Source organism: Pseudonocardia kunmingensis (genome assembly GCF_006716445.1).
Lineage (GTDB): Bacteria > Actinomycetota > Actinomycetes > Mycobacteriales > Pseudonocardiaceae > Pseudonocardia > Pseudonocardia kunmingensis.
Genome location: NZ_VFPA01000002.1, coordinates 738,893 through 760,262, shown reverse-complemented (window position 1 = coordinate 760,262; position 21,370 = coordinate 738,893). Strand labels below are relative to the sequence as shown.

The 21,370-nt window shown below is 72.1% G+C and carries 20 protein-coding genes; 8 read left to right on the top strand and 12 right to left on the bottom strand.

Annotation, left to right across the window (positions count from 1 at the left end):
* Positions 1-5 precede the first annotated feature (5 nt).
* Complete coding sequence (locus FB558_RS19405; protein ID WP_142055468.1) at positions 6-782, top strand: SDR family NAD(P)-dependent oxidoreductase; 777 nt, start codon at positions 6-8, stop codon at positions 780-782.
* Between the two features lie 32 nt (positions 783-814).
* Positions 815-1,960 carry an acyl-CoA dehydrogenase family protein gene (locus tag FB558_RS19400; protein ID WP_142055466.1) on the top strand — a complete coding sequence of 382 codons (1,146 nt, stop codon included), beginning with the start codon at positions 815-817 and terminating at the stop codon, positions 1,958-1,960.
* A 74-nt stretch (positions 1,961-2,034) separates the two neighbouring features.
* On the opposite strand, the gene FB558_RS19395 is transcribed toward FB558_RS19400, so the two are convergent.
* Complete coding sequence (locus tag FB558_RS19395) at positions 2,035-3,285, bottom strand: FAS1-like dehydratase domain-containing protein (protein WP_142055464.1); 1,251 nt, start codon at positions 3,283-3,285, stop codon at positions 2,035-2,037.
* A gap of 28 nt (positions 3,286-3,313) precedes the next feature.
* Entirely contained in the window at positions 3,314-4,825 is a 1,512-nt protein-coding gene (locus FB558_RS19390; protein WP_142055462.1) for a class I adenylate-forming enzyme family protein, read from the bottom strand.
* A gap of 245 nt (positions 4,826-5,070) precedes the next feature.
* On the opposite strand from FB558_RS19390, the gene FB558_RS19385 reads away from it, so the two are divergent.
* Complete coding sequence (locus tag FB558_RS19385) at positions 5,071-5,511, top strand: nuclear transport factor 2 family protein (protein ID WP_142055460.1); 441 nt, start codon at positions 5,071-5,073, stop codon at positions 5,509-5,511.
* 21 nt (positions 5,512-5,532) lie between these two features.
* On the opposite strand, the gene FB558_RS19380 is transcribed toward FB558_RS19385, so the two are convergent.
* The 6 genes from FB558_RS19380 to FB558_RS19355 form a co-directional block, all read right to left on the bottom strand.
* Positions 5,533-6,306: an enoyl-CoA hydratase gene (locus tag FB558_RS19380; RefSeq protein WP_142055458.1), complete on the bottom strand. Its 774-nt coding sequence runs from the start codon at positions 6,304-6,306 to the stop codon at positions 5,533-5,535.
* Entirely contained in the window at positions 6,303-7,115 is an 813-nt protein-coding gene (locus tag FB558_RS19375) for an acyl-CoA thioesterase (protein WP_211366683.1), read from the bottom strand. Before FB558_RS19375 ends, FB558_RS19380 begins: the two co-directional genes overlap by 4 nt.
* Positions 7,112-8,110 (bottom strand): NADPH:quinone oxidoreductase family protein, encoded by a 999-nt coding sequence (locus tag FB558_RS19370; protein ID WP_142055456.1) that lies wholly within the window; start codon positions 8,108-8,110, stop codon positions 7,112-7,114. The genes FB558_RS19375 and FB558_RS19370 overlap by 4 nt, the downstream gene beginning before the upstream one ends.
* Before the next feature lie 10 nt (positions 8,111-8,120).
* Positions 8,121-9,317, bottom strand: a complete 1,197-nt coding sequence (locus FB558_RS19365) for an acyl-CoA dehydrogenase family protein (protein ID WP_142055454.1) — start codon at positions 9,315-9,317, stop codon at positions 8,121-8,123.
* Positions 9,318-9,489: 172 nt separating this feature from the next.
* Positions 9,490-10,605 (bottom strand): acyl-CoA dehydrogenase family protein, encoded by a 1,116-nt coding sequence (locus FB558_RS19360; RefSeq protein WP_142055452.1) that lies wholly within the window; start codon positions 10,603-10,605, stop codon positions 9,490-9,492.
* A gap of 92 nt (positions 10,606-10,697) precedes the next feature.
* Positions 10,698-11,480 (bottom strand): ATP-binding cassette domain-containing protein, encoded by a 783-nt coding sequence (locus FB558_RS19355; RefSeq protein WP_142055450.1) that lies wholly within the window; start codon positions 11,478-11,480, stop codon positions 10,698-10,700.
* Positions 11,481-11,616: 136 nt separating this feature from the next.
* On the opposite strand from FB558_RS19355, the gene FB558_RS19350 reads away from it, so the two are divergent.
* Genes FB558_RS19350 through FB558_RS19335 form a run of 4 tightly spaced genes read left to right on the top strand, consistent with a single transcriptional unit; the run spans position 11,617 to position 16,038 of the window.
* Complete coding sequence (locus tag FB558_RS19350) at positions 11,617-13,176, top strand: ABC transporter substrate-binding protein (RefSeq protein WP_170231411.1); 1,560 nt, start codon at positions 11,617-11,619, stop codon at positions 13,174-13,176.
* Positions 13,173-14,114, top strand: a complete 942-nt coding sequence (locus FB558_RS19345; RefSeq protein ID WP_142055446.1) for an ABC transporter permease — start codon at positions 13,173-13,175, stop codon at positions 14,112-14,114. The genes FB558_RS19350 and FB558_RS19345 overlap by 4 nt, the downstream gene beginning before the upstream one ends.
* Positions 14,111-15,013 (top strand): ABC transporter permease, encoded by a 903-nt coding sequence (locus tag FB558_RS19340; RefSeq protein ID WP_142055444.1) that lies wholly within the window; start codon positions 14,111-14,113, stop codon positions 15,011-15,013. The genes FB558_RS19345 and FB558_RS19340 overlap by 4 nt, the downstream gene beginning before the upstream one ends.
* Before the next feature lie 2 nt (positions 15,014-15,015).
* Positions 15,016-16,038: an ABC transporter ATP-binding protein gene (locus tag FB558_RS19335; RefSeq protein WP_211366682.1), complete on the top strand. Its 1,023-nt coding sequence runs from the start codon at positions 15,016-15,018 to the stop codon at positions 16,036-16,038.
* Between the two features lie 253 nt (positions 16,039-16,291).
* On the opposite strand, the gene FB558_RS43320 is transcribed toward FB558_RS19335, so the two are convergent.
* From FB558_RS43320 to FB558_RS19315, 4 genes are all read right to left on the bottom strand, one after another.
* The gene (locus tag FB558_RS43320; protein WP_211366681.1) at positions 16,292-17,164 is read right to left on the bottom strand and encodes a VOC family protein; all 873 of its coding nucleotides are present in this window, start codon (positions 17,162-17,164) and stop codon (positions 16,292-16,294) included.
* A complete protein-coding gene (locus FB558_RS19325; RefSeq protein WP_142055442.1) occupies positions 17,149-17,913 on the bottom strand; it encodes a crotonase/enoyl-CoA hydratase family protein in 765 nt (254 codons plus the stop codon). Before FB558_RS19325 ends, FB558_RS43320 begins: the two co-directional genes overlap by 16 nt.
* A 17-nt stretch (positions 17,914-17,930) precedes the next feature.
* Complete coding sequence (locus tag FB558_RS19320) at positions 17,931-19,484, bottom strand: acyl-CoA synthetase (protein ID WP_142055440.1); 1,554 nt, start codon at positions 19,482-19,484, stop codon at positions 17,931-17,933.
* Between the two features lie 92 nt (positions 19,485-19,576).
* A complete protein-coding gene (locus FB558_RS19315; protein ID WP_170231409.1) occupies positions 19,577-20,146 on the bottom strand; it encodes a TetR/AcrR family transcriptional regulator in 570 nt (189 codons plus the stop codon).
* A 183-nt stretch (positions 20,147-20,329) separates the two neighbouring features.
* Between FB558_RS19315 and FB558_RS19310 the strand changes: the two genes are divergently transcribed.
* Complete coding sequence (locus FB558_RS19310) at positions 20,330-21,370, top strand: phosphotransferase (RefSeq protein ID WP_246106611.1); 1,041 nt, start codon at positions 20,330-20,332, stop codon at positions 21,368-21,370.

Here is a 21,370-nt window from a genome sequence, read left to right as displayed (position 1 = left end):
GTGTCATGGACCTGGAGCTGACGGGTCGCGTCGTCTTCGTCACCGGCGGGTCGACCGGGCTGGGCGCAGCCACGGCCGCCAAGCTGGTGCGCGAGGGGGCAAGGGTCGCGATCTGCGGTCGCGACCAGGGCAAGCTCGACGCCGCCGCCGCCACGATGACGGCCGACGGAGGTGAGGTCGCGGCCCTGCGCGCCGACGTCACGGACGAGGCCGACGTGCGGGCGGCCGTCGCGTCGATCATCGACCGGTGGGGCCGGCTCGACGGTCTGGTCAACAACGCCGGTGTGCACGCCGGAAAGCCGTTCGAGGACATCACGATGCCGGAGTGGTACGCCGACATGGACCTGAAGGTCCACGCCGCCACCCGGCTGATCCAGCTCGCGCTGCCGCACCTGAAGCGGGACGGGGGCGCCATCGTCAACGTGCTCAGCACGGCGGCGAAGGCCCCCGGCGCCGGCTCGATGCCGAGCGCGGTGGCCAGGGCCGCGGGCCTCGGGCTCACGAAGGGCCTTTCCCGGGACCTCGCCGCCGCCGGGGTGCGCGTCAACGCCCTGCTGGTCGGCTTCATCGACAGCGACCAGTGGGTGCGCCTCGCCCGCCGCAAGGACACCCCGTACGAGGAGCTCACCACGGCGATGGCAACGAGAATGGGGATCCCGCTCGGCCGGGTGGGCCGCGCCGAGGAGTTCGCCGACGTCGCAGCCTTCCTGCTGTCCCCGCGCGCGAGCTACGTCACGGGGTCGTCGCTGAACGTCGACGGCGGCCTCTCGCACGTGGTCTGACCCGGACATCGGTACCGACGGAACGGATGAACATGAAGCGCACCCTCTACGGCTCCGAGCACGATGCCTTTCGGCAGAGCGCCCGTGACTTCCTCGCCAAGGAGGTCGTGCCGCACTTCCCCCGGTGGGAGGAGGCGGGGCTGGTACCGCGGGAGATCTTCCACAAGCTCGGCGACCTCGGGGTGCTCGGGATCCAGATCCCCGAGGAGCACGGGGGCGGCGGCGCCGACACATTCCTCTACTCGGCCGTGTGGGCGGAGGAGACGGCGCGGGCCTACGTCAACCTCGGGGGCCTCTCCGTGCACACCAACGTGGTGCTGCCCTACTTCCTGTCCCTCGCGGACGTGCAGCAGCGGCAGCGCTGGTTCCCCGGGCTGGCCTGCGGGGACCTGATGTCGGCCATCGCGATGACCGAGCCCGGCACCGGGTCCGACCTCGCCGGGATGGCCACCACCGCCGTGCGGGACGGGGAGGACTGGATCCTCAACGGGGCCAAGACGTTCATCACCGGCGGCATCCACGCCGACCTCGTCATCGTGGTGGCCAGGACCTCCACGCCGGAGAACCGCCGCGACGGGCTGACGCTGCTCGTCGTGGAGCGCGCGATGGACGGCTTCACCCGCGGCCGCAACCTGGACAAGATCGGCCTGAAGACCCAGGACACCGCGGAGCTGTTCTTCCAGGACGTCCGGGTGCCGCAGGCCAACGTCCTGGGCGAGGAGGGCAGGGCATTTCGCTACCTCACCGGCAACCTGCCCCAGGAGCGGCTCGGCATCGCCGTCGCCGCGCAGGCCGCGGCCGAGGCGGCGCTCACCACCACCACGGCGTACGTCAAGGACCGGCAGGTGTTCGGCAAGCCCGTCGCCGCCTTCCAGAACACCAAGTTCGAGCTCGCCGCCTGTGCCACCGACGTCGCCGCCGGTCGCGCACTGGTCGACAAGGCCCTCGTGGAGCACGAGGACAAGGAGCTCTCGGCAGCCGACGCCGCGATGGTCAAGCTGTTCTGCACCGAGATGCAGTCCCGGGTGATCGACCGCTGCCTGCAGCTGCACGGCGGGTACGGCTACATGCGCGAGTACCCCATCGCCCGGCTCTACGCCGACGCCCGCGTCACCCGGATCTACGGCGGCACCAGCGAGGTCCTCAAGACGATCATCGCCAAGAGCATCGACCTGTAGAACGGCCGCCGCCCGTCGAGAACGTCTGTTCTCGACGGGCGGCGGTGTTCGACGGCGCCTCAGTCGACGGCGCCTCAGTCGACGGCGAAGCGCTGCAGCTCGTGAGCGACCATGCCGTCCAGCGTCGGTGCGGGCGGCTCGGGGAGGTCCACCGCGCGGTCGCGGGTGGGCAGCAGGACGACCGCCGTCGCCGGGCTCGTCACCTCGCCGCGCTGGTTCTCGCAGCGCAGCTCGACGTGCACCTCGTTGCGGCCATCGACCTGGGCCTTGTCCACGACGCTGCCGCGCAGCCAGGTCGTGTCGCCGATGTAGTTGAACTTGCGGTGCTCGCAGCGCAGCTTCCACAGCCACCCGTCGTCGCCGACCCAGTCGGTGAGCAGGTGGCACAGCCAGGTCTCACGCATGCCGCCGTAGTCGTAGGAGTTGGGCAGGCCGAGCTCCCGGGCCCGCGCCGGCTCCCAGTGCAGCCGCTGCACGGTGTCGGGGATGTTCAGCCCGTTCGGCGGGTAGAGCCCCGGCGCCTTGCGCCGGATGTTCGCGGCGATCTTGAAGGCGCCGGGCGGGGTGAGCTGCATCCCCCAGCCCAGGTGCCAGACCACCACGTCCGTGGTGGTCAGCGGCCCCTTGACCTTCGGCGCCAGCTCCGCACCGATCTCGACGTCCTCGAAGTACCTGGGCTCGCCGCCACGGCGCGTCTCGGCGGCGTAGGCGGCGTCGATCTCGGCGATCTGTTCAGGCGTGTAGGGCTGCTGCTCCAGCTTCTCCTTCGCCCGCTTCTTGGAGGTGTGGCGCTCCGCGTTGATCCACGTCCCACGGCGCACGGCGTGCATCTCGCCGCGGCCGTTGGAGTAGAGGTAGTCGTTGGTGACGTGCGCGGTGCGCCCGCCGAAGCTGCTGCGCTTGGGCGCCACCCCGACCTGCGCCGCCAGCACCCGGCACCGGTCGCCCAGCTGCATCGGCCGCCACCACTCGAACTCCATCACCGCCTGGTACGAGCCGAGCCCGGCGAACGGGTCGCCCTTGAGCAGCGCCTTCGTCTCCGGATCCGGTTTCGGCGCGGCGTCCTCGCCCATGGTGTAGAGGAACGTCGGCGGGGCCACCAGCGATCCCCAGCGCGTGCCGGCCGCGTACTCGGGGTCGCAGTAGAGCGGGTTGTCGTCGCCGTACCCGTAGGCGAAGTGCCGCGTGCCGTCCCAGGTCACCTCGTAGTTGTGCGGCGGGTTGTGCTGGGGGTTCGGGATGCCGAGGCGGCGGCGGGACCGTTCGATCGCCTCGTCGGTCAGCACGCCGAACGTCTCGGCGGGCTTCTCCTCGGTGCTCGTCATCGCTGATCCTCCTCGATCGCTGACCGGCCTATGCCGGAGTCTTCTCGGCGAGCTGGGCCCGCACGAGGTCGAGCAGCTCCACCCGGCTCACCTTGCTGGACGGTGTGCGCGGCAGCTCGTCGAGCACGAGGACGTGCGCCGGCACCTCGTAAGGCGTGAGGTGCGCCCGGCACAGCGCCACGAGGTCGGCGACGCGCGGGGCCTGCTGCCCCGGCTCGATCTCCACTGCGGCCACCGGGACGGCACCGAGCCGGGTGTCGGGCAGCCCGGCGACGGCGGCCTCGCGCACGCCCGGATGGGTCTCGAGGACCCGCTTGACGGTGTCGGGTGCCACCTTGAAGCCACCGCGGATGATCGCGTCGTCCGCGCGCCCCTCGATCCAGACGAAGCCGTCCGCGTCGATGCGCGCGAGGTCGCTGGTACGCACCCAGGTGTCGGCGCCCTGCGCCGTCTGGCGGGTGCGCACCTCCAGTTGGCCGCTCTCCCCCTGCGGCACCTCGGCGCCGTCCGCACCGGTGACCCGCAGCGTGACCCCGGGGAACGCGCGGCCGGCGCTGCCCGCCTTGGCGTGCCACCACTGCTCGTGCAGGGACAGCGTCCAACCCGCCACGGCGCCGGCGAACTCGGTGGCGCCGTAGGTCATCAGCACCCGGATCCCGTACTTGCGGAAGAACGCGTCGGCAAGCTCCGCCGGGCAGGGTGCCGTTCCGGACGTGACGACCTGAAGGCTCGCCAGCCGGTTCGGGGGGACGTCCGCGTCGAGGACCGTGCGCAGTGCCGCCGGCACCAGACCCGCGGCGCGCAGCCGGTGCCGTTCGACCGCACCGACCCACGGCTCCAGCACGAACTTGGCCATCAGGATCATGCGGCGGCCGGTGTGGAGGCACGCCAGCGCGCCCCACAGCCCGCCGATGTGCACGAGCGGGGTCGCGACGAGCGAGGCCGACCGCGCCAGCAGCCGATCCGGCTTGGGCACCTGGCCGCCCGAGGCGAGCCCCTGGTCCAGCTGGGCGACGCTGAGGTGCACGCGCTTCGGCGGGCCGGTCGTCCCGGAGGTCAGCATCTCGATCGCCACGGGAGACGCTTCGGTCTCGGCCGGGCCGGTCGCCGCGACCGGCGCGGCACCACCCACCTCGCGCACCGTGCCGTCGGTACCCAGCTCCAGGGCGAGCCCGTGGGCGGTCACGGCCCCGAGGACGCCGTCGCGGGCCAGCGCATCGGCCCCGGCGACCACGACCGGCACGTCGCTCCGCTCGATGTCCGCCGCGAGCCTCGCCGCGGGCTGCAGCGGGCTGAGCGTCACCAGGCAGCGCCCGGAGGCGATCACCGCGGCCGTGATCGCGACGTGCTCGGGCCGGTTCTCCAGCACCACGCCCACCCGGGAGCCCGCACCGAGACCGGCGGCGTCGAGCTGATCGGTCACCGCCTGCGCGGTGGCCCGGACATCACCCCACGTCCACCAGGCGCCCTCGTGCTCGATCGCCTCGGCCGCGGCCGGTGCCTCGCGCAGCAGCCGGGTCAGGCGGTCGCGAATACCCACGTCATCAGCCCTTCGGCAGGCCGAGCACCTGCTCGGCGAGGAGGTTCTTCATGATCTCGGTCGTACCCGCCGCGAGATCGCCCACTTTCCCCTACAGAGTACACTCAACTACTTCGTATGGGCAGGCCGCCCTCGCGTTCGGTGCCGCCTTCTGCGCCACACGGCCTCTGCATCGTCAGTTTCAGGGTACCGATCTCGCTGTCCGCGTGAGATCGTCGTTTCGGTCCTCCGGGAGGGAGATCCGCATGGACGTCTGGGAACTGATCGCGCGGGAACGCATCCGCGACACCGTCGCCGCGTACAACCACGCAGGCGACCGTGGCCGCATCGACGATCTCGCGGCCACGTTCACCGAGGACGGTGTGCTCGAGGTCGTCGGCAGGGACCCCGCCGCGGGCCGGGCCGCGATCGTCGCGATGCTGTCCCGGTCCGTCGAACGCGGCTCCGACCTGACGACGGCCGGGCGCCCGCACTTCGTCCGCCACTTCGTCACGAACCTGCGCTTCGAAGAGGTGACCCCCGAGCGGGCGCGGACCTCGGCCTACTTCCTGGTCGTCACCCCCGCGGGACCGGATCACTGGGGCCGCTACCGCGACGTCCACGTGCCGGTCGGCGACGAGTGGCAGATCGCGCACCGGATGGTCCGGGTCGACGCCAAGGCCGAGGGCTCGCACCTCGAGCTGTGACCACGACACACCTGACGGGAATCAGCCGCCGGTGATCTGCCGGCGGTTGCGTTCGGTCACCGCCACGCGTCGGCGCTCCAGCGCCGCGATGTCCGGGCGGTGGCGCCGCGCGATCGCCTTCTCGACGGCGAGCGCCGCACCCACGGTGCCCGCGCCCCCCTCGGTGTACATCTGCTTCAGCGGGAGCAGGGTCTCCACCGGTACCTCGGCGACCGCCGCCGCGAGCTCCATGGCGCGCGCCCGCAGCCGCTCGTGCGCCACGACCTCCGTCACCAGACCCATCCGCAGGGCTCGCTCGGCATCGACGACCTCGCCGGTCAGCGACATCCGGCGCGCGTTGCCCGAGCCGACCAACTGCGGCAGCCGTGCCGTCATCCCGCCGCCGGGCAGCACGCCGACGCGCGCGTGGGTGTCGGCGAACACCGCCCGCTCGGAGGCCACGAGGAAGTCGCAGCCGAGTGCGATCTCCAGGCCACCGGTGAACGTCGCGCCGTTGACCGCGCCGATGACCGGCTTGTGCATGAGCGTGACCTGCCCGATGCAGTCCTCGGTCTCGTAGCGACGGAAGTAGGCCTCGCCGTCGCGGGCTGCCTCCTTGAGATCCACCCCGGCGCAGAAGGCCGGGTCGGAACCGGTGATCACCGCGACCCGCACGCCGTCGTCGGCGTCAGCGGCACACAGCGCCCGGTACAGCGCCGTGATGAGGACCCCGCCGAGCGCGTTGCGGGCGGACGGCCGGTTGAGCGTCAACAGCCGGACCGCTCCGGTGTCCTCGACGATCAGAGGGCCCGTCACGCCTGTCGCTCCTGCCGGAACAGGCACTCCTGGGTGAGGCTCGCGCCGAGGACGCCGTCGCGGGAGTGGACCGTTCCCGTGTACCAGCCCCGGCCCGCGGCGACGGTGTGCGGCACCAGGTCGAGCAGCACCCAGTCGTCCATGCGGATCCGCCGGTGGAACCAGACCGCGTGGTCGAGGCTGGCCCCGGACCTGGACCCCCACGCCTCGGCGCGGAGTGGGGAGAGCCCGCTCGAGATGTCCGAGAGATAGGTCAGCACGCCGGCATGCAGGAGCGGGGTCTGCGCAAGTTCCCCCCGGTGGCGAGCCCAGAACCGGGTCGGCCACGGGGCAGGAGCGGCTTGCGGCGGCAGCCGTCCCTCCATCGAGAAGAGCCGGGGCAGCACGAACGGGGGCAGCTCGCCCGGGTCGGTCGCCTCGGGCGCCGGGTCCACCTGGCGGTCCGCCCCGGGCTCCGAGACGTGGAACGAGGCCGACATGGTGAAGATGGCCTCGCCACCTTGCACGGCGACCACCCGGCGGGCGGAGTACGAGCGCCCGTCGCGGTCCCGCTCGACCCGGAAGATCGTCGGCTGGGACGCGTCGCCGCCGCGCAGGTAATAGCAGTGCAGGGAGTGCGGCGCCCGGTCCTCGGACACCGTGTCCCCTGCCGCCTGGAGCGCCTGCGCCGCGACCTGGCCGCCGTAGAGCGGGAAGGGGTCGTCGAAGACCGTCGTCGCGCGGTAGAGATCACGCTCGAGCGGCTCCAGGGTGAGCAGGTCGAGCAGCGAGGGTCCCGCGTCGACGCGGACGGCTCGTACCGAGGTCACGCGGCCTCCTCCATCTCGCCCTTCTCCATGTCGATGACGATCTTCCCGGTCGCGCGGCGCTCGGCGACGCCGGCCAGCGCCGTTGCGACGTCGGCCAGGGGATGGACGCGCGACACGAGCGGGCGCATGCCGTCGGCCACCAGGCGCGCGAGCGCGGCGTCACCCGCCGCGGCGGCATCCGGCGAGTACTTGCGCAGCGACCGCGCCTCGAACCCGCGCAGGACGACGTTCTTCAGCAGCACCAGGTTCAGGGGGATGCGCGGAATGCGCCCGTCGGCGAACCCGACCGTGACGAACCGCCCACCCCAGCGCAGCGCGCGCAGTGCCGCCTCCGCGTGGTCGCCGCCGACCGGGTCGATCACGACGTCCGCGCCCGTTCCCCCGGTGAGCTCCCTGATCCGCAGCTTGAGGTTCTCGCGGACGTAGTCGATGCCCGCCTCGGCGCCGAGCGTGCGCGCCACGGCGAGCCGTTCCTCGCTCGACGCGGCGGCGACGACGCGCATGCTCAGCCGGGTCGCGACGTCGACGGTGGCCGAACCGACCCCGCCTGCGGCCCCGAGGACCACCACCCACTCCCCCGCCGCTCCCGCCCCCACCGTGACCAGGGAGTGGTAGGCGGTGCCGTAGGTGACGTGGAACGCGGCCGCATGCACCATGTCGAGCCCCGCGGGCACCGGACGCAGCGCGCCGGCAGGCACGACGACCTGCTCGGCGAACGCACCGGTGAACACCCCGCCCGACACCGGCGTGCCGACGGCGGGCCCCGACACCCCGGGACCCAGCGCCGCGACCACACCGGCGAACTCGCTCCCGCAGGTGAACGGCAGGGGCGCCGAGACCTGGTACCGGTTCGCCGCGATGAGCACGTCCGGATAGTTGACGGCCGCGGCGTGCACCCGGACCAGGACCTCCCCCGGTCCCGGCTCGGGGTCCTCGACCTCCGCGACGACGATCCCACCCGGCGGCCCGTACGTGGTGCAGCGAGCAGCCTTCATCGGGGCGGCCTCATCGGGGCGGCATGGCCGGGTCGCGCGGCAACCCGAGGACCTGCTCGGCGATCGTGTTGCGCTGGATCTCCGCGGTGCCCGCCCCTATCGTCGAGGCGCGGGTGCGCAGGAAGCCCCACACCCAGCGGCCGCGCTGCACCGCATGCGGGTCGCGGCGACCGAGCACGCCGTGCGCACCGAGCATCTCGACGGCGAACTCGTGCAGGTCCTGCTCGAAGGTGACGATGAACAGCCGCGACGTCGACGACGCCGGCCCCGGCTCGCCCTTGGCCATGATGTCGGCGATCGTGCGCATCCCGGTGTAGCGCATGATGCGCACCCGCATCTCGAAGTCGGCGAGGCGGTCACGCACCAGCGGATCGGCCGTCGCCCCGCGCTCGTGCGCCAGCTCCACCAGCTCGTCGAGTACCCGCCGGTACATCGCCGCCTGGTTCATCGCCCCGGCCGCGCGCTCGTGGCCGAGGCTGGTGCGCACCAGCGGCCAGCCGCCGTTCTCCTCGCCGATGCGGCGCGACACCGGCACCCGCACGTCGTTGAAGAAGATCTCGCAGAAGTGCGCGTCGCCGGTCATGTCACGCAGCGGCCGCACCGTGACGCCGGGGGCGTGCGCGTCGATCAGCAGGTAGCTGATCCCCTTCTGGCGCGAGTCCGGCGCCCCGGTGCGCACCAGCGTGAAGATGACGTCCGCGATGTCGGCGGAGCTGTTCCACACCTTCTGCCCGTTGACCACGTACTCGTCACCGTCACGCCGGGCAGTGGTGCGCAGCGCCTGCAGGTCGGAGCCGGCCTCCGGCTCGGAGTACCCCTGGGCCCACACCGCGTCGCCGCGCAGCATCGGCCGCAGGAAGCGCTCCTTCTGCTCCGAGGTGCCGTACTTGATGATCGTCGGGGCCGCGATGCCGAGGCCGGTGCCGAGCGGCCCCGGCACCCGAGCCTTCGCGTACTCCTCCTGGTAGATCACCTGCCGGGTGAAGTCGAGCTCCATGCCGCCGTACTCGCGCGGCCAGCTCGGGCCGGCGAACCCGGCGTCGAACAGCGTGGCCAGCCACGCCTTCTGCCAGGCCAGCCGCTCCGCCGGGTCCTTCGGCCGCTTGCCCGGGTGGTGCTCGGACAGGAACGCCCGCAGCCGCGTCCGGAACTCCTCGTCGGTCTCCACCGGTGCGTCGTCGCCCCGGTACCGCACCGTCGACGTCATGTCTCCCCCTTGTGTCCCCCGCCGGAAGTCCGTTGGGTAAGTCGGTGGATCCAGGTTCGCGCTGCGTGTGCCGGTCGGCGACCCTCGTACCGGGCGTACTCGGGTCGTCGGCCGGTGCGCGGAGCGTGGGGCTGGGCCGTCGAATTATTCGGCGGGCTTCCGGCGGGGGACACTAGATCCCGACCAGGTCGGCCAGCCGCGCCCGGTGTGACGCCGGCGCCCCGAACAGCTGCTCGGACGACTTGGCCCGCTTCAGGTACAGGTGCGCGTCGTGCTCCCAGGTGTAGCCGATGCCGCCGTGGATCTGGACGTTCTCCTTGGCGGCGTGGGTGTAGGCCGCCGAGCAGTAGGCCGCCGCAAGCGCTGCGGGCACCGCCAGCTCGTCGGACGCGTCGGCTGCCACCGCCGCCGCGTGGTAGGTCGCCGAGCGCGACGCCTCGAGGGCGAGCAGCATGTCGGCGCACTTGTGCTTGATCGCCTGGAACGACCCGATCGGCCGGTCGAACTGCACCCGGATCTTCGCGTACTCCACCGCGGTGTCCAGGCACGCCTGTGCCCCGCCGACCTGCTCGGCGGCCAACGCCACGACCGCGAGGTCCAGCACCCTGCGCAGGTACGTGGTGGCGTCCCCGTCCGGTCCGACGCGCTGGGCCGCGACGTCGGCGAGGTCGATCCGCCCGAGCCGGCGCGTCGGGTCGAGCGCATCGAGCCGGGAACGTGTCACGCCGGCCGCGCCGCCCTCCACGGCGAACAGGCCCGGCCCTGCGTCCGTGCGCGCCACGACCAGCAGCAGGTCCGCCGAGTGGCCGTCGACGACGAACATCTTCGTTCCGGAGACCGACCATCCCTCGCCTCTGCGCGTCGCGGTGGTCGCGACGTCCTCGAGCCGCCACGACCCGCTCTCCTCCGCCAGCGCCACGGTGGCGGAGACCGAGCCGTCGGCGATGCCGGGCAGCCAGCGCGCCTTCGCCGCGTCGTCGTCGGCGGCGACCAGTGCCTGACCGGCGAGGGCGACCGTGGCGAAGAACGGCGACGGCAACAGCGCCCGGCCCATCTCCTCCAGCACGATCCCCAGCTCGACGGGCCCACCGCCGGAACCGCCGTGCTCCTCGGGCAGCGCGAGGCCCTGCAGCCCCAGCTGCTGCGCCATCTGCTCCCACACCGCCGGATCGTGGCCCTCGTCGGACTCCATCCAGCGGCGCACCGCCTCACTCGGCGACTTGTCGGCCAGGAAGCGGCGCACCGACGCGCGCAGCTCTTCCTGCTCGGCGGTGAACGTGAGGGTCACTGGGCTCCTCCACAGGTGCGGAACGACTCCGCACCCACCCTACGCCACACCGCTAAAAGAGGATACTCCATGGCCTGCGTTCGCTCGTCAGATCACGACGCCGGCGCCCCGATGTAGGGCACGGCATCGAGCAGCGTGCGCGTGTAGTCGTGCTCCGGCTCCCGGAAGAGCCGATCCACCGGCGCCTGCTCCACGATCGCCCCGGCCCGCATCACCGCGACCGTGTCGGCGAACGCTTCGACCAGCGCGAGGTCGTGGGTGATGAACAGGTAGGCGATGCCGCGCTCGGCCTGCAGGTCGGTCAGCAGGTTGATCACCTGCGCCTGGATCGAGACGTCCAGGGCCGAGACCGGCTCGTCGCACACGATGAGCTCGGGGTCGGTCGCCAGCGCACGAGCGATGGCGACCCGCTGCAGCTGACCGCCCGACAGCTGAGCCGGGTAGCGGCCCAGCAGGTGCGACCCGATGCCGACCCCATCGAGCAGGTCGGCCACGCGCTCCCGGCGCTCACCGCGGGTGCCGATGCCGTGCACGACGAGCGGTTCGGCCACCGAGACGGCGATCGGCACGCGCGGATCGAGCGAGGAATGAGGATCCTGGAAAACCATCTGAGCCCGCTTCCGGAACGCCCGGAGCCCGCGGCCGTCGAGGGCGCGCACGTCCGTGCCCCCCATGCTGACGCCGCCCGAGTCGGGCTCGATCAGGCGCAGCACGAGACGACCCGTCGTCGACTTGCCGGCCCCGGACTCGCCGACGAGCGCCAGGGTCCCACCGCGCTCGATCCGGAACGAGACCTCGTCGACCGCACGGTGCCCCGGCTCACCCCGCCGACGCCGGAACTCCTTCGTGAGGCGGTCGACCTCGAGCAATGCCATGGCCCTCACCCCTCGCCAATCTTTCAGTGCGCTCTTGTCTCCCGGTTGGCGGCAGCTTAGCGTCTGCGTCGCCGGAGAAGCTCAATGAAGAGGGGCCTGAATGTCGTCTGGATGGGCGAGGCGCGCACCAGCACCGGTGGCGGCTCTCCTGGCCGTCATCATGGTCGCGGCCTGCGGCGCGCCCGGAGGCGGCCCGGCCGGCATCGCGCCGCCCGACGACGTTCCCACCGACCCGCAGGCCAGCCTCACGGTCGGCACCGTCGCCGTCCCGACGGGCTTCGACCCGCACCGTGAGCGCTCGGGTGGCGAGCGGCCCTACACGTTCCTGGTCTTCGACCGGCTCACCACCGTGGACTCCTCGATGCGGGCCCGGCCCATGCTGGCCACTGGCTGGGAGCTCGCCCCGGACGGCCTGTCGCTGACGATGGACCTCCGCCCCGGGGTCACGTTCCACGACGGCACGCCGTTCGACGCCGCCGCCGCCGCGGCGAACATCGAACGGGCGAAGACGATCGAGGGGTCGACGTCGGCCGACGACCTCGCCACCGTGCAGGCGGTGGAGGTCGTCGGGCCGACCGAGGTCCGGTTCGTCCTGTCGGCTCCCACTCCCGAGCTCCCCGAGCTCCTCGCCGGGCCCTCCGGTGCCATGATCAGCCCGACGTCGTTCGCCGACCCGGCCGTCGACCTGCTCAAGGATCCCGGACTCTCCGGAACGGGGCCCTACGTCGTCGGCGAGTTCGTGCCCAACGAGCACGTGGTGTTCCGCAGGGCGCCCGGGCCCAACTGGGATCCGGACGCGGGGCGGCTGGCCGAGCTCGAACTGCGGTTCATGAGCGACGACCGGACCCGCGCCTCCGCACTGCGTGCGGGCGAGCTGGACGTCATGTACGTCAACTCGGCCGACGCGGGCGCGGTCAAGGAAGCCGAGGTGCTCGCCAGGAGCGGACGGTTCGTGCACCACCGCAGCCCCACCGGGGTCCTCCAGGCCCTGTTGATGCGCTCGTCCGTGCTCACCGACCGGCGCATCCGCCAGGCGATCATCCAGGCCATCGACCGGGACGCCATCGTGCACGGCCTGCTCCAGGACACCTGCAGTGCCAGCGACCAGCTGATCCGCGAGGGCTACCCCGGCCATTCCGCGGACTTCACCGACCCCCTCCCCCACGACCCCGACGCGGCGCGCCGGCTGCTCGCCGAGGCGGGTGTGACGGACGGGCTCGACCTCGACATCTTCTTCATCACCGGGCGCCCGCAGGTCCCCGAGGTCGCGCAGCACATGCTCTCCGAGGTCGGGATCCGCGCCGATGTGACCCCGCTGACCTCGATCGAGGTGCTCAGCGCGTACCGGGGCGACCGGGCGGCGACATGGGGATACCAGATCACCCCTGACCTCGGCATCGGAGCGACCGTCGACTACATCATGGCGCCCAGCGGCATCGGCGGGCAGAGCCCCGCCGTCGACGCCGCGGCCACCACGGCGCGCACGGCGCTGGCGCCGGACGAGCGCGAGCGCGCGACCGCGGAGCTTGCCCAGGTGCTGGCGGCCGAGGCCTTCTTCGTGCCGTTCTGCCATCTCGACGCGAACTACGTGATGACCGAGCAGGTCGTCGGGTTCGACTCCGCCCCGGTTCCCTATGCGCAGTTCATGCTCGACCTGCGCTACGTGGCGAAGATGCGGGAGGCGACGCAGCCGTGAGGACCTTCCGACGGTTCCTGGTGGCGGTACCGCTGCTGTTCGTGGTGGTGTCGTTCGGCGTGTTCGCGCTGGTCGACCTCGCTCCCGGCGACGCCGCCGTGGCGCTGGCCGGGGAGACGGCCACCGCGGAGGACGTGGCACGGGTGCGCACGGCGCTCGGGTTGGACCAGCCGGTGCTGCAGCGCTACGGCAGCTGGCTGGGCGGCGTGGTCACCGGCGATCTGGGCACCTCGCTGACCCGCCGCCAGGACGTCGGCGAGCTGGTAGCCTCCCGGATCCCGCCGACGCTGTCGCTGGCGCTGGTGGCGCTCGGGCTCGCCGTGGTGATCAGCCTGACGCTCGGCACGCTCGCCGCGGTGCGCGCCGGGAGTGTGCTCGACCGGGCGGTCGCCGTGTTCACCGCGGCCGGGATCGCGCTACCGCAGTTCTGGGTCGGACTGCTATTGGTGCTGGCGTTCTCGCTCTACCTCGGCTGGCTCCCGGCCACCGGATACACCCCGCTCACCGAGAACGCGGGCGGCTGGCTCTCGCACCTGCTGCTGCCCGCACTCGCCCTGGCCTGGCTACCCGCAGCGGAACTGACCCGCCACGTCCGCAGCGCCACCGCCGAGGTCCTCGTCCGCGACCACATCCTCACCGCCCGCGCCAAGGGCCTGCTCACCGGCCGGATCGTCACCCGCCACGTGCTGCGCAACGCCGGCATCCCCGTCATCACCGTGCTCGGCACCCGCATCGCCCAACTCCTCGGCGGCACCGTCGTCATCGAGACCGTCTTCGGCATCCAAGGACTCGGCTCGCTGACCGTGGACGCCGTGCTCTCGCGCGACATGCCCGTCATCCTCGGCGTCGTCGCCCTCGCCACCGGAGTCGTCCTCGTGATCAACTACCTCGTCGACCTGTCCTACGGCGTCATCGACCCCCGCACGGCCCGGGCATGAGCACCCCGGAGATCACCACCGAGATCGCCGCGAGCGCTGCGGCGGGTCCGCGCATCCGGCGCGAGCGCTCACCCCTGCTGGAACGCGTCCTCGACGAGCGCGCGGCGATCGTGGCCGCCGGGTTCCTCATCCTGATCGCCGTGGTGGCACTGCTCGCTCCGGTGCTCGCGCCGACGCACTACGCCGCCATCGACCTCGACGCCGTGTCGAGACCACCAGGAGCGACGCACTGGCTGGGCACCGACGAGCTGGGCCGCGACGTGTTCAGCCGTTTCCTCTACGGCGCCCGCACCTCGCTGCTCGCCGCGCTGCAGGCCGTCGCTGTGGCGCTGCTGATCGGGCTGCCCCTCGGCCTGGCCGCCGGCTACCTCGGCGGGCTGGTCGACACGATCCTCTCCCGGCTCAACGACGCCGTGATGAGCGCCCCGGCGCTGATCCTCGCCGTCGCGGTCGTCGCCGTCCTCGGCCCGGGCCTGACCAACGCCATGCTCGCGATCGGCATCGTCTTCGCCCCGTCCCTTTTCCGCATCGTCCGCGGCGCCACCCTCGCCGTACGCGCCGAGACCTACATCGAGGCCAGCCGGGCGATCGGGTGCACGCCACTGCGGATCATGGTCCGGCACGTGCTGCTCAACATCGTCGCCCCCGTCGTGGCGCAGATCAGCATCCTGCTCGGCGTCACCATGCTCGCCGAAGCCAGCCTCAGCTTCCTCGGTCTCGGCGTCAGCCCTCCACTGCCGAGCTGGGGCAGCCTGCTGCGCGAGGCATTCGACAACCTCTACACCGCCCCCTACCTCGTCTACGCCCCCGGCATCGCCATCGGCCTCACCGTCCTGGCCCTCTCCCAGCTCGGCGACGGGGTCCGCACCGCCCTTTCCGCAGGCCGCAGAAGGAGCTGAGCGTGAACGAACCCTTGCTCGAGGTCCGCGACCTCACCGTCGAGTTCCCCACCCGCCGCGGCCCCCTCCGTGCCGTCAACGACGTCAGCTTCACCATCGACCGCGGCGAGATCCTCGGCCTCGTCGGCGAATCCGGCTCCGGCAAGAGCGTCACCTCGCTGGCACTCATGGGACTCACCGAACACACCGGCGGCCGCGTCGTCCGCGGCTCGGTGCGGTTCGACGGGCGCGACCTGCTGGCGCTGTCCCCGCGGGCCCGGGCCGAGATCCTCGGCCGCGACCTCGGGATGATCTTCCAGCAGCCGGTCCGCAGCCTCAACCCGACCATGCGGGTGGGTGACCAGATCGCCGAGGTCGTACGCCGCCACCGCGACGTCTCCAGGGCCGAGGCCCGCGACCGCGCCATCCACATGCTCGACCGGGTCCGCATCCCCGACCCCGCCCGCCGCGCCCGCGACTACCCCCACACCTTCTCCGGCGGCATGTGTCAACGCGTCATGATCGCCATGGCGCTGGCCTGCGAACCGAAGCTCCTGATCGCGGATGAGCCGACCACCGCCCTCGACGTCACTGTCCAGGCCCACGTCCTCGACCTGCTCACCGAGCTGCGGGCCGACACCGGCATCGCCGTCCTCCTCATCACCCACGACCTCGGCGTGATCGCCCACACCAGCGATCGCATCGCCGTCATGTACTGCGGGCAGATCGTGGAGACCGGCCCCGTCCGCGACGTCCTGCACACCCCCTCGCACCCCTACACCGAGGGACTGCTCGCGGCGATCCCCGTCCGCGGCGCCCGCACCCGCCTCGTCGCCATCCCCGGCACGGTCCCCCCACCCGACGAGCCCCCACCCGGCTGCCGCTTCCACCCCCGCTGCCCCCACAGCCGACCCGGACTCTGCGACACCCGCACACCCGAACTCCGGATCAGCCCCGCCGGCCGTCCCGACCGCTGCCATCACCCCCACGACGCCGCAACACCCCGCACCGCGAGCGACACGACGAGTGGTACGCCCGTCGGGTAGGCCCGACGGACGTCCGGTCGTGCGGACCGGGTCAGCCTCCGCGGAGCACCAAGGTCGGTCGAAGATCTGTCCGAGCAGCACATGGCCGTGCTCACATGAGCGCTGGTGTACTGCTGGCTGCGATCACGACGCGATGATCGGCGTGAGAAGGACCTGAGCGTCCTGAACGGCGCGCTGGTGCGCTTGTCGGATTGATCATCGGCGGCGTGGTGCGGCTTCGGTGTGCCGGATCCGCCCTCGCGCCGGGGAGACCTCAGCGGCCCCGCTGCTCGGCGAGCTCCCAGCGCGCACCGTTGACCTCGAAGGAGAGCGCGCCCGCGCGGGCGCCGGGAACGACCTCGTAGCCGGCCGACACCAGGTGCCGCGCGGCCCTGTCCGGATCGAGCACCCCGAGCTCGACCGCCCGCAGGCGCTGCCCGTACCGCGCCACGAACTCGGCGATCGGGCCGCGCTCGGAGCGGGCCTGGACGAACTCCACGACGTGATCGGCCACGCGCACGCCGACCGCGTCGGCGTCCGCCTCCTCGCGGAACTCGCGGTAGACGACCTCCGCTCCCGAGACGAGGTCGAGGATCCACGCCGACGCTGCAGCGAGATCGCGCACCGCCACCGACAGCGCGTTCAGGCCGGTGACGCCGAGTGGATGCTCGTCGCGCCACGGTGCGGCGGACCAGTCGGGCTCGATCCGGGGGTCACCGGACATCTCCAGCGGGCACAGCTCAAGGAGCATCCCGTGGCAGTCGGCCGGGTGGGCCATGAGGAACGCGCCCGGCCGGTAGGTGGTGACCCGGACGCCACGCGCGTCGAGGGCGTCCTTCGCCTCCTCGAGATCGGGCACCTGCCACTCGAAGGAGTGCCAGCCGGGCCCGTACCGCGAGAGCGATGCGCCGAGCAGCGATGATCTGTCGACGGGCGCGAACAACTCCACGCACAGCTCGCCGATCACCATGAGGTTCGCGTCGCGGCGCTGCTCCTCGTCGTACCCGCGCCAGTACTCCCGCGCGCCGCAGACCTCCGTGTAGAACGCCGTCGTCCCCGCGAAGTCGTCGACCAGGTGATTGACGTGGACGAGCTTCGCGGGCTGCAGCCGGTGCACGACCGGACCCGCCCTCAGCGCCCCTTCCACACCGGCGCCCGCTTCTCCGCGAACGCCGTGGCGCCCTCCCGCGCATCCTCCGACCCGAACACCGGCTTCATGACCTCGGACTGGCGCGCCCAGCCCTCGTCCAGCGTCCAGTCGGCGCTCGCCCGGGCGATCTGCTTGGTCGCCGCCACCGCGAGTGGCCCGTTCGCCGCCACTGTGGCGGCCAGCTCGAGCGCACCGTCGAGGGCACCGCCGTCGTCCGTGAGCCGGTTGACGAGGCCGACCTCGGCCGCGCGCTCGGCGCCGAACGGCTCGCCGGTCAGCAGCATCTCGAGCGCGATCGCGAACGGCACCCGCCGCGGCAGCAGCATGGCCGCACCCGCCCCGGCCACGAGCGACCGCTTCACCTCCGGGACCCCGAACCTCGCGGTGCGCGCGGCGACGACCAGGTCGCAGGCGAGCAGCAGCTCGAACCCGCCGGCCAGGGCCCAGCCCTCCACGGCGCCGATGAGCGGCTTGCGCGGTGGGGTCTGGGTGATCCCACAGAGCCCCCTGCCCTCGATCGACGGGCTCTCCCCGCGCAGGAACCCCTTCAGGTCCATCCCGGCCGAGAACGTACCGCCCGCGCCGGTCAGCACCCCCACCCACAGCTCGTCCGACTCGTCGAGCTCGTCGACGGCGGCGGCCACGGCCTTCCCCACCGACTCGTTCAGGGCGTTCTTGGCCTGCGGGCGGTTGATCGTGATGACCTGGACGGCGCCGCGGCGCTCGACGAGGACCTCGTCCGACACATCTCCTCCTGAATTCGTCATGCGCTCGGTGCGCTCGATGACGCTGCACTCGATGACGCCGGCCCGTACCGCTCCACCAGCACGCGCCGCAACACCTTGCCGCTGGGCAGCCGGGGGAACTCGCGGTCGAACGTGAACGTGCGCGGCACCTTGAACCCCGCGATCCGCTCCCGGCAGAACGCGATGAGCTCGTCGGCGAGGGTGTCGGGCAGCTCCTGGGCCGCCGGCTGCACGACCGCGTGCACCCGCTGGCCCATCTCCTCGTCGGGCAGCCCGATGACCGCCACGTCGGCGACGGCCGGGTGCAGCACCAGGACGTCCTCGATCTCGCGCGGGTAGACGTTCACCCCGCCGGAGATGATCAGATCGGAGCGCCGGTCGGACAGGTAGACGAACCCGGCGGGGTCCACGTGGCCGAGGTCGCCGAGGGTGCTCCAGCCACGGTCGTTGTACGCAGAGGCCGTCTTCCCGGGATCGTTGTGGTAGGCGAAGCGCTTCGTCCCGCCGAACCAGATCGTCCCGATCTGTCCGGGCTCCAGCTCGACGCCGTCGCCGTCGCACACGTGGACCTCGCCGATCAGCGCCCGTCCCACCGACCCCCGACGCTCCAGCCACGTCGGGCTGTCGATCATGCAGAAGCCGTTGCCCTCGCTGCCCGCGTAATACTCCAACAGGATCGGCCCGACCCAGTCGATCATCTTCTGCTTGACCTCGACCGGGCACGGTGCGGCCGCGTGCACCACCACCTGCAGGCTGGACAGGTCGTGGGCGGCGCGCACGGTGGAATCGAGCTTCAGCATGCGGACGAACATGGTCGGGACGAACTGCCCGTGCGTCACCCGCTGCTCCTGAACCAGCTCGAGCACCTGGCGCGCATCGAACCGCTCCATGACGACGACCGTTCCGCCGTTCCGGATCGTCCCGATCGACCACCCCAGCGGCGCGGCGTGGTAGAGCGGGCCGGGACAGAGGTAGACCGAGTCGGCGGAGAACCCGAACGCCGTCGCCATCGTGGTGTCGATCGTGAGCCCGGTGCCGAACGGCGCCCCGGACAGTTCGGGCGTGATGCCCTTGGGGCGCCCCGTCGTGCCCGACGAGTAGAACATGTAGTTGCCCTCGACCTCGTCGTCGATGGGGGATGCCGGCAGGCCGGCCACCGCGTCGTCGAGCGACTGCTGCCCCGCCACGTCGCCCACGACGACCCGCGACTCGAGCGCCGGCGCCGCGGTGGCCGCGGCCGCCGCGACGGGTTCGAGGGATGCCGCCGAGATCAACATGCGGGCACCGCAGTCGGCGACGATGTACGCCGCTTCGGCCTCGCTCAGGTGCCAGTTCACCGGGGTGTAGAGCAGCCCGGACCGCTGCGCCGCCCAGACGATCGGGAACAGCTCGATCTGGTTCGCCAGCAGGATCGCGATGTGGTCGCCAGGGCGCAGGCCGCGCTGCCGGAACAGCTGCGCGATGCGGTTCGACCGCTCCTCGAGCTCCCGGTAGGTCATGACCTCCCTCGAGTTCGCCATGACGACGGCGGGCTTGGCGCCGTACGTCGCGGCGAGCCGGCTCAGGTGCATGCGACCTCCTCGTCACCGGCGGAGCGACGCGGGTGCTCTGCCGGATCCGACGTTAACAGCGCGGAAATCGCCCGTCCACAGATTGCGGATACTCATCCCGCCGGTGACGACACGACGACCGACGGCACGATCCAGGCGACCAGATGCTCGACGTCGTCGTCCGATGGCGCGCGTTCGGTCCACAGGAACTGCTCCATGACGGCGAACACGGCGCACGCGGCGACGAGGGCGTCCCGCGCGGGATCCGCGCTCCCGCACGCGGCGAGCGACTCCGCGAGGAGGTCGGAAAGCTGCTTGCGCAGCTCGACCCCGCCGGACGACGGCTTCGCGGCGCGGGTCGTGTGCCGCAGCACCGCGCGGGTCGTAGCCGCCACCTCGGGGTCGGCGGCCTGCTTGAACACGGCCAGGACGCATGCCCTGATCTGCTCCACCGGGTCGACGTGCTTGTCGCGCTGATGGCGCACGTGGCCGAGCAGGCGGCGCGCACCATCGTCGGCGATCGCCGCCATCAGGTCGTCCTTGCTGCGGAAGGCCCGGTAGAAGGCATCGTTGGAGACCCGCGCACGGCGCACGATCTCGGCAATCTTGGGATTGCCCGCCGGATCCTCGCGCATCAGTTCCAGGCCCACGTCGAGCAGGCGGCGCACCTCGTCCTCGGCCACGGCGTACCGGTCACCGGTGCGGCGACGGACGGCCTGCGCGGCGAGCGACTCCTCGGCAAGCCGGCCGTCCGCGGCCTGTGGACTCGTCATAACGCCCAGTGTACGGTCCGAGTACTGCCGGGACAGAATCCAGTTCTTGTGCACCGGTACTCAGTTCTCGCCGGCGACCGAGACGGAGACCTCATGCCCGAGCACATGCAGACCACCGCCACGACCCGGGAGTCCGTGACACGGGCGCGGGTCGGCGTGGCCGACCCGCAGGACGTGCTGCGTCGCGCGACGATCGCGGCGGGCACGCCGCTGCGCGACCTGACGCCGCTGCCCGGCGGGACGTCCAGCATCACCTACTCCGCCTGCACCGACGCCGGGGACCAGGTCGTCGTGAAGGTGGCGCCCCCGGGCCTTGAGCCGGTGCGCAACCGCGACGTCCTGCGCCAGGCGCGGGTGCTGGCCGCGCTCGCGGACGTCGCGGACGTCGCGGTGCCCGCAGTGCTCGGCACCGAGGCCGGTGCCCCGCCCGAGGTGCCGCCGCTGTTCGTGATGTCCTTCGCCGAGGGCGAGAGCTACGAACCGCGGCACGTGGCCGCCGGGACCCGACCGCCGGCCGACGAGATGCGGGCCCGTGCCGCCGGCGCGGCGCGCATGCTGGCCGCCCTGCACGCCACCGGCCCGGCCGCACTCGGGCTGGACGAGGCGCCCGTTGCCCTCGAGGCCGAGATCGGCCGCTGGACGAAGGCGTTCGGCACCTGCGAGCTCGAACCAGCCGCGACCCAGGCGGAGGCGCGGTGCCGGGATCTGCTCGCTGGGTCGGTCCCCGCCACGCTCGAGCCTGCGGTGCTGCACGGCGACTGGCGGCTGGGCAACATGCAGTGCCTCGGTGCGGAGATCCGCGCGGTGATCGACTGGGAGATCTGGTCGGTGGGCGACCCGCGGCTGGACCTCGCCTGGATGCGCCTGATGTCCGATCCCACGCACCCCACGGTGTCGGCACCCGAGGCACCGACGCTGGAGCCCGACGAGCTGCTCGCGGTGTACGAGCACGCCACTGGTCGCACCGTTCCCGACATGGGCTGGTTCGACGCGCTCGTCCGGTACAAGCAGGCCGCCGCGTCGGCACTGCTGGTCAAGAACGCCGAGCGTCGCGGCGAGGTCACCGAGCAGGTCGAGAAGATGCGGCGCGGGATCCCGCTGCTGCTCGCGGCCGCCACCACCCACCTCACCTAG